Origin of the sequence: Streptomyces spongiae (assembly GCF_009377185.1) — a bacterium.
In the GTDB taxonomy this organism is placed as follows: domain Bacteria; phylum Actinomycetota; class Actinomycetes; order Streptomycetales; family Streptomycetaceae; genus Streptomyces; species Streptomyces spongiae.
In genome coordinates, this window is the sequence record NZ_VJZC01000610.1 from 1 (window position 1) to 5,795 (window position 5,795).

The 5,795-nt window shown below is 68.2% G+C and carries 6 protein-coding genes; 4 read left to right on the forward strand and 2 right to left on the reverse strand.

Annotation, left to right across the window (positions count from 1 at the left end; translation table 11 throughout):
* The first annotated feature begins 229 nt into the window (after positions 1–229).
* The 4 genes from dnaK to FNH08_RS42800 are packed head-to-tail and all read left to right on the forward strand — an operon-like array spanning position 230 to position 4,441.
* On the forward strand, positions 230–2,086 hold the full coding sequence (gene dnaK / locus FNH08_RS42785) for a molecular chaperone DnaK (protein ID WP_152776909.1): 1,857 nt from the start codon (positions 230–232) through the stop codon (positions 2,084–2,086).
* Positions 2,083–2,760 carry a nucleotide exchange factor GrpE gene (gene grpE / locus FNH08_RS42790; RefSeq protein ID WP_322726372.1) on the forward strand — a complete coding sequence of 226 codons (678 nt, stop codon included), beginning with the start codon at positions 2,083–2,085 and terminating at the stop codon, positions 2,758–2,760. The genes dnaK and grpE overlap by 4 nt, the downstream gene beginning before the upstream one ends.
* A 33-nt stretch (positions 2,761–2,793) precedes the next feature.
* On the forward strand, positions 2,794–3,984 hold the full coding sequence (gene dnaJ / locus FNH08_RS42795; protein WP_152776910.1) for a molecular chaperone DnaJ: 1,191 nt from the start codon (positions 2,794–2,796) through the stop codon (positions 3,982–3,984).
* Positions 3,985–3,988: 4 nt separating this feature from the next.
* Positions 3,989–4,441 (forward strand): heat shock protein transcriptional repressor HspR, encoded by a 453-nt coding sequence (locus tag FNH08_RS42800; protein ID WP_152776911.1) that lies wholly within the window; start codon positions 3,989–3,991, stop codon positions 4,439–4,441.
* A gap of 33 nt (positions 4,442–4,474) precedes the next feature.
* Here the strand turns inward: FNH08_RS42800 and FNH08_RS42805 are convergent, their stop codons facing one another.
* The gene (locus FNH08_RS42805; RefSeq protein WP_152776912.1) at positions 4,475–4,672 is read right to left on the reverse strand and encodes a DUF397 domain-containing protein; all 198 of its coding nucleotides are present in this window, start codon (positions 4,670–4,672) and stop codon (positions 4,475–4,477) included.
* Between the two features lie 10 nt (positions 4,673–4,682).
* Positions 4,683–5,564 carry a helix-turn-helix domain-containing protein gene (locus FNH08_RS42810; protein ID WP_322726373.1) on the reverse strand — a complete coding sequence of 294 codons (882 nt, stop codon included), beginning with the start codon at positions 5,562–5,564 and terminating at the stop codon, positions 4,683–4,685.
* Between the last annotated feature and the right edge of the window lie 231 nt (positions 5,565–5,795).

A 5,795-nucleotide genomic window follows, 5' to 3' on the forward strand; every position in this document is an offset into this window, starting at 1 on the left:
GGCGAAAAACTCGGACCGTCGCCGCGTCCAGGGCGCCCCGGCCGGGTACGCGTCACCCTTCCCGAGGTGCACCCCAAGCTCCAGCCGTCAGAAACCCCCAGGTCGGAGCCCACTTGCGCGTAAGGAGCAGATAAGAGTTGAGCCCCCGCGACTCAGGTCTGTTGACCGAGCGGCAAGCGTCATGCATGCTTGAGTCCGTTCCACTCAAGTCATTGCTGGAGGAATCGAAATGGCACGTGCGGTCGGCATCGACCTGGGCACGACTAACTCCGTCGTCAGCGTTCTTGAAGGCGGCGAGCCCACCGTCATCACCAACGCAGAGGGCGCCAGGACCACGCCGTCCGTCGTCGCCTTCGCCAAGAACGGCGAGGTGCTCGTCGGCGAGGTCGCCAAGCGCCAGGCGGTCACGAACGTGGACCGGACCATCCGCTCCGTCAAGCGTCACATGGGCACCGACTGGAAGGTCGAGCTCGACAACAAGCCCTTCAACCCGCAGCAGATGTCGGCGTTCATCCTGCAGAAGCTGAAGCGGGACGCCGAGTCGTACCTGGGCGAGAAGGTCACGGACGCGGTCATCACGGTCCCGGCGTACTTCAACGACTCCGAGCGCCAGGCGACGAAGGAAGCCGGTGAGATCGCGGGCCTCAACGTCCTGCGTATCGTCAACGAGCCGACCGCCGCCGCGCTCGCGTACGGCCTCGACAAGGACGACCAGACGATCCTCGTCTTCGACCTCGGTGGCGGCACCTTCGACGTGTCGCTCCTGGAGATCGGCGACGGCGTCGTCGAGGTGAAGGCCACCAACGGCGACAACCACCTCGGTGGTGACGACTGGGACCAGCGCGTCGTCGACTACCTGGTCAAGCAGTTCGCCAGCGGTCACGGCGTGGACCTCGGCAAGGACAAGATGGCCCTGCAGCGTCTGCGTGAGGCCGCCGAGAAGGCCAAGATCGAGCTGTCCAGCTCCACCGAGACCTCGATCAACCTGCCCTACATCACCGCCTCCGCCGAGGGCCCCCTGCACCTCGACGAGAAGCTCACCCGCGCCCAGTTCCAGCAGCTCACCGCTGACCTGCTCGAGCGCTGCAAGACGCCGTTCCACAATGTGATCAAGGACGCCGGCATCCAGCTCAGCGAGATCGACCACGTCGTTCTCGTCGGTGGTTCCACCCGTATGCCCGCCGTCGCCGAGCTCGTCAAGGAGCTGACCGGCGGCAAGGAGGCCAACAAGGGTGTGAACCCGGACGAGGTCGTCGCCATCGGCGCCTCGCTCCAGGCCGGTGTGCTCAAGGGTGAGGTCAAGGACGTTCTTCTCCTTGACGTGACGCCGCTTTCCCTCGGTATCGAGACCAAGGGCGGCATCATGACCAAGCTCATCGAGCGGAACACGACGATCCCGACCAAGCGCTCGGAGATCTTCACCACCGCCGAGGACAACCAGCCCTCCGTGCAGATCCAGGTCTACCAGGGCGAGCGCGAGATCGCGGCGTACAACAAGAAGCTCGGGATGTTCGAGCTGACCGGTCTGCCCCCGGCCCCCCGTGGCGTCCCGCAGATCGAGGTCTCCTTCGACATCGACGCCAACGGCATCATGCACGTCACGGCGAAGGACCTCGGCACCGGCAAGGAGCAGAAGATGACCGTCACCGGCGGCTCCTCGCTGCCGAAGGACGAGGTCGACCGCATGCGCCAGGAGGCCGAGCAGTACGCGGAGGAGGACCACCGCCGCCGCGAGGCCGCCGAGTCCCGCAACCAGGGCGAGCAGCTCGTCTACCAGACCGAGAAGTTCCTCAAGGACAACGAGGACAAGGTCCCGGGTGACGTCAAGACCGAGGTCGAGGCCGCCGTCGAGGAGCTGAAGACCTCGCTCAAGGGCGAGGACACCGCCGAGATCCGTACGGCCACCGAGAAGGTCGCCGCCGTCTCGCAGAAGCTCGGCCAGGCGCTGTACGCCGACGCGCAGGCCGGTCAGGCCGCGGGCGGCGAAGCCCCGGGTGCCGACGCCGGTGCCGGTGCCAAGGCCGCTGACGACGACGTCGTCGACGCCGAGATCGTCGACGAGGACCGGAAGGACGGTGCCGCGTGACGGAGGAGACCCCGGGCTTCGACGAGCAGCCGCAGGCCGCATCGCCGCAGCAGCCCGACGTCCCCTCCGGCGCGACCCCCGAAGACGCCGAGTCGAAGGCCGCCCCCCAGGAAGGGGCGGCCCCGACCGGGGACGCAGGCGCACAGGCGGCTCTGACGGCCCAGCTCGACCAGGTCCGTACCGCGCTCGGCGAGCGCACCGCGGACCTCCAGCGGCTCCAGGCCGAGTACCAGAACTACCGCCGCCGCGTGGAGCGCGACCGGATCACGGTCAAGGAGATCGCCATCGCGAACCTCCTGACCGAGCTCCTGCCCGTGCTCGACGACATCGGCCGCGCGCGGGACCACGGCGAACTCGTCGGCGGATTCAAGTCCGTCGCCGAGTCGCTGGAGACCGTCGCGGCGAAGATGGGACTGCAGCAGTTCGGCAAGGAGGGCGAGCCCTTCGACCCGACGATCCACGAAGCCCTGATGCACAGTTACGCGCCGGATGTCACCGAGACGACGTGCGTGGCGATTCTGCAGCCCGGGTATCGCTTCGGCGAGCGCACCATCCGCCCCGCGCGGGTGGCCGTGGCCGAACCGCAGCCCGGCGCCCAGACCGTCAAGTCCGACGAGGCGGAGGCGACCTCCGCCGCTGACGACAAGGAGAGCGGTGGCCCGGACGAGGGCTGAGCTTGAACCAACGAGGAAGGAGGGGCGTCGAGGATGAGCACCAAGGACTTCATCGAGAAGGACTACTACAAGGTCCTCGGCGTCCCCAAGGACGCCACCGAGGCCGAGATCAAGAAGGCGTACCGGAAGCTCGCCCGCGAGTACCACCCGGACGCCAACAAGGGAAACGCCAAGGCGGAGGACCGCTTCAAGGAGATCTCCGAGGCGAACGACATCCTCGGTGACCCCAAGAAGCGCAAGGAGTACGACGACGCGCGCGCCCTCTTCGGCAACGGCGGCTTCCGCCCGGGCCCGGGGGGTGCGGGCGGCGGCTCGTTCAACTTCGACCTGGGCGACCTCTTCGGAGGCGGCGCCCAGGGCGGGCAGGGAGCGGGCGGCTTCGGCGGCGGACTCGGTGACGTCTTCGGGGGACTGTTCAACCGCGGCGGCGCGGGCACGGGTACCGGCACGCGGACCCAGCCCAGGCGCGGCCAGGACATCGACACCGAGGTCACACTGAGCTTCACCGAGGCGGTGGACGGCGCGACCGTACCCCTCCGTATGACCTCGCAGTCGCCCTGCAAGGCATGCTCGGGCACCGGCGACAAGAACGGCACACCGCGCGTGTGCCCGACCTGCGTCGGCACCGGCCAGGTGGCGCGGGGCTCCGGCGGCGGCTTCTCGCTCACGGACCCCTGCCCGGACTGCAAGGGCCGCGGCCTCATCGCCGAGCACCCCTGCATGGACTGCCAGGGCAGCGGCCGGGCGAAGTCGTCCCGGACGATGCAGGTGCGCATACCGGCCGGTGTCACGGACGGTCAGCGCATCCGGCTCCGCGGCAAGGGCGCGCCCGGCGAGCGCGGCGGCCCGGCCGGCGACCTGTACGTCACCGTGCATGTCGACGCCCACCCGGTGTTCGGCCGCAGGGGAGACAACCTGACGGTGACGGTGCCGGTGACGTATCCGGAGGCGGCGCTGGGCGGAGAGATCCGTGTGCCGACGCTCGGCGGTCCGCCGGTCACGCTGAAGCTGCCCCCGGGCACGCCGAACGGCCGTACGATGCGCGCCCGGGGCAAGGGCGCGGTCCGCAAGGACGGCACCCGCGGGGACCTCCTGGTCACCGTCGAGGTGAGTGTTCCGCAGGACGTGTCGGGGAAGGCTCGTGACGCGCTCGAGGCGTATCGCGAGGCGACAGCGGGCGAGGACCCGCGGGCGGAGCTGTTCCAGGCCGCGAAGGGAGCTTGATGAGATGGACGGCCGGCGACGGAATCCGTATGAACTGACCGAGGAGACCCCGGTCTACGTCATCTCGGTGGCGGCTCAGCTCTCCGGCCTGCACCCGCAGACCCTGCGCCAGTACGACCGTCTGGGCCTGGTCTCGCCGGACCGCACGGCCGGTCGTGGCCGGCGCTACTCGGCCCGCGACATCGAACTGCTGCGCACCGTCCAGCAGCTGTCGCAGGACGAGGGCATCAACCTCGCCGGCATCAAGCGCATCATCGAACTGGAGAACCAGGTCGCCGCGCTCCAGGCCCGCGTGGCCGAAATGCAGGACGCCCTGGACGGCGCGGCGGCGGCCATGCGCCAGCGCGAGGCAGCGGTGCACGCCTCGTACCGCCGCGACCTGGTCCCGTACCAGGAGGTCCAGCAGACGAGCGCGCTGGTGGTGTGGCGCCCGAAGAGGCAGCAGTCCTCGGACTGACGCCTCGTCAACCGTGTGAAGGGGCCCGGAGGTTCAGCCGAACCTCCGGGCCCCTTCCTGCTTGACGTGCAGCAGGAGCGCGGCGAGGCCCTCCGGGGCGGCGGCCAGGATGACGTCGGGGGCGTCGCTCTCGCGGAGGCGGAGGGTTCCGTCGGGGGCGGTGGCCAGGTAGAGGCACTCGCCCTGTGGGCCGCCGCTGAACGTTGACTTCTGCCAGGTGAGTTCAGGCATCCGGGCCTCCTCAGAGGGTGTAGAGCACATGCTGGATGAGGGCCAGCGAGTCCTTTACTGAGTGTGCTTCCGGGGCCAACGATACGTCGACTGGTGCGAGGGCGTACTCGGCGAGGCTCTCGAACAGGGCGCCGTACTGGGACAGGCTGCCGCGATCGCCCAAGTACTGGAAACCGGACGGCTGTTCAAGCACCACAGTGCCCAGCTCGGGAACGCTCGGGATGACATGAACGAAGTTGCCGGTGAGGGCCGCGTGCGCCCGGGAGGCGAACGGGTAGATCTGGATGGTCACGTGCGGGAGACGGGCCAGTTCGATGAGCCGGAGCAACTGACCCCGTAGCACCTGGGTCCCTCCGAACCGCATGTGCAACGCGGATTCATGGATCACGGCATGAACGGACGGCGGATTGTCGCGGGCCAGAACGTTCTGGCGCTCCATCCGGAACCTCAGTGTGTCCTCGGTGTTCTCGAAGCCCAGCTTCGGGCTCGTGAAGAGCGCCCTGGCGTAGTCGGCCGTCTGGAACAAACCCGGGATGAGCAGCGACTGGTGCATTCGAAGCACGGTGGCGCCGGCCTCCAACTCCGCCATGTTCAGGGGCCCTTGCTCCATGGGCTTCCTGTAGGCGGTCCACCACCCCTTGCCGGTTGCCTCGGACATGGAGACGAGGGCCTCGATGTACGTCTTATCTGTGCAACCGTACAGGCGGCATAGGTCGTAGAGTCGTTCCGTCAGGATCGTCGTCTTGGCGGTCTCGATCTGGCTCAGCTGGGCCCGGCCCATCCCGATCCGCTCCGCAGCTTCCCCCGCACTGAACCCCGCTTGTTCGCGCAGGTGTTTGAGCTCGTAGCCGAGGCGACGCTGGCGTTCGCTGATGGTGGTGCGCAGTCCCACGGTTCACTCCTCGTCGGTCGCCCAAAGTCTCTCCGGATCAGGGGAGTCCGTCCACCGATCTGAGAAGCAGCTTGAAAATTGTAAACCCCTCTCTCTACTCTGAGTGTGGGATCGGTCACGCAACGAAACCACTCAACCACCCCTGCCCATAAGCCGACAGAGCACCCTCACGGGCGTCGCCATCGCCGGGCAACGGACCATCACCCTCACAGGAGCCCCCCGCCCATGAAC

What these genes read in the sequence shown, in the direction of transcription:
- FNH08_RS42800 (WP_152776911.1), top strand. Translation starts at nt 3,989, where the DNA reads ATGGACGGCCGGCGACGGAATCCGTATGAACTGACCGAGGAGACCCCG.
- dnaJ (WP_152776910.1), top strand. Translation starts at nt 2,794, where the DNA reads ATGAGCACCAAGGACTTCATCGAGAAGGACTACTACAAGGTCCTCGGC.
- dnaK (WP_152776909.1), top strand. Translation starts at nt 230, where the DNA reads ATGGCACGTGCGGTCGGCATCGACCTGGGCACGACTAACTCCGTCGTC.
- FNH08_RS42805 (WP_152776912.1), bottom strand. Translation starts at nt 4,672, where the DNA reads ATGCCTGAACTCACCTGGCAGAAGTCAACGTTCAGCGGCGGCCCACAG.